Annotated in this window: 1 protein-coding gene and 3 pseudogenes; 3 read left to right on the forward strand and 1 reads right to left on the reverse strand. The window is 61.9% G+C overall.

What is annotated here, in order from left to right; translation table 11 throughout:
* The 3 genes and pseudogenes from SOQ14_RS14190 to SOQ14_RS14200 all read left to right on the forward strand — a co-directional run.
* A pseudogene (locus tag SOQ14_RS14190) lies at positions 1 to 131 on the forward strand (peptide-methionine (S)-S-oxide reductase MsrA); the annotation flags it as partial.
* Positions 132 to 163: 32 nt separating this feature from the next.
* Positions 164 to 634: a Fur family transcriptional regulator gene (locus tag SOQ14_RS14195; RefSeq protein WP_322897266.1), complete on the forward strand. Its 471-nt coding sequence runs from the start codon at positions 164 to 166 to the stop codon at positions 632 to 634.
* 244 nt (positions 635 to 878) lie between these two features.
* Positions 879 to 1,175: pseudogene (locus SOQ14_RS14200) on the forward strand (1-deoxy-D-xylulose-5-phosphate synthase N-terminal domain-containing protein); the annotation flags it as partial.
* Here the strand turns inward: SOQ14_RS14200 and SOQ14_RS14205 are convergent.
* A pseudogene (locus tag SOQ14_RS14205) lies at positions 1,170 to 1,382 on the reverse strand (1-deoxy-D-xylulose-5-phosphate synthase); the annotation flags it as partial. The pseudogenes SOQ14_RS14200 and SOQ14_RS14205 overlap by 6 nt on opposite strands.

A 1,382-nucleotide genomic window follows, 5' to 3' on the forward strand; every position in this document is an offset into this window, starting at 1 on the left:
ATCATCAGGACTTCATGGCGAAGAACCCCCGCCACGGTTACATCCAGCGCTGGGACAAGCCCAAGGTCGAAGCGCTCAAAGCTATGTTCCCCGCACAATACCGCCCCGGCTTCCTGCGGGATGCCAGCTAGGAAAACCGCATTGAGGGCGCTATATTGCAGCCATGGCCAGTCACGCGCATTCGCACACCCACCACGAACACCACGGCGAAAGCCTGATTCAGGCGGCCGCCCGCTCGCTCAGCGCCGCGGGTGAGCAATGGACCGCGATGCGCGAGGCGGTGTTTGCCGAACTCGCCCGGCATGATCGGCCGGTCTCGGCCTATGACATTGCCGATAATCTCTCGGCCGCGCGCGGCAAAAGAGTCGCGCCCAACAGCGTGTACCGCATTCTTGATGTCTTCGTGACGAACAACCTCGCGATGCGGGTGGAAAGCGCCAATGCCTTCCTCGCCAACACCCATCCGGGCTGCGCGCATGACTGCATCTTCCTGGTCTGCGACGAATGTGGCGAGGCCGCCCATGTTGATGATGAGGATGTGAGTCGCGCCGTGCGCGGGATCGCGGCGGCGCGCGGGTTCAAGGCGGAACGCCCGGTGCTCGAGATCCGTGGGCTGTGCAAGGCCTGCACCTGACGGGGAGGCTGGCGGATTTCCTAATGCCACTATTTTCTGTAGGCTTGTGTCATGATCCGTGCGCCCCGTGGCCCCTTCCCCGCTTTGCTGATCAATCCGGTCGATCAACCGGCGCGCGGTGATCGATTGCTTTTTCGACACAAGACAGTGTCTCAATTGTCTCCAACATTGTCAGGAAAACCGGTGGCAAGCTTGCGCAACTGCGCATCGACAGGCCGGAAATCAGCGTGTAACGCTGGAAACCATGAATCAACCACCGCACACTCCCCTGCTTGATCAGGTCAACACCCCTGACGAGCTGCGCCGCCTCAAGCCTGAACAACTTCGCCAATTGGCCGATGAACTGCGCGCCGAGATGATCGACGCGGTCAGCGTCAGCGGCGGGCATCTCGGGTCCGGGCTCGGTGTGGTCGAGCTGACGGTTGCGATCCACTATGTGTTCAACACCCCCGAAGACAAACTCGTGTGGGATGTCGGCCACCAGTGCTATCCGCACAAGATCATCACCGGGCGGCGGGATCGCATTCGCACCCTGCGTCAGGCCGAACACGTCCTGATAGGCCGGCGCGGTGGGGTTGCTCTTGGCCTTTTCGCCGGTGACGACGTTGAACTTGGGGACGCCGTGATACTTGTCGGCAGAGTTTTCGGCCGGGGCATAGCCCTTGCCCTTCTCGGTCACGACATGGATCAGCACCGGGCCTTCCGAGGTGTCGCGCACGTTCTCGAGCACCGGCAGCAGGTGGTCGAG

This window comes from Erythrobacter epiphyticus (genome assembly GCF_034653295.1).
GTDB lineage: Bacteria > Pseudomonadota > Alphaproteobacteria > Sphingomonadales > Sphingomonadaceae > Erythrobacter.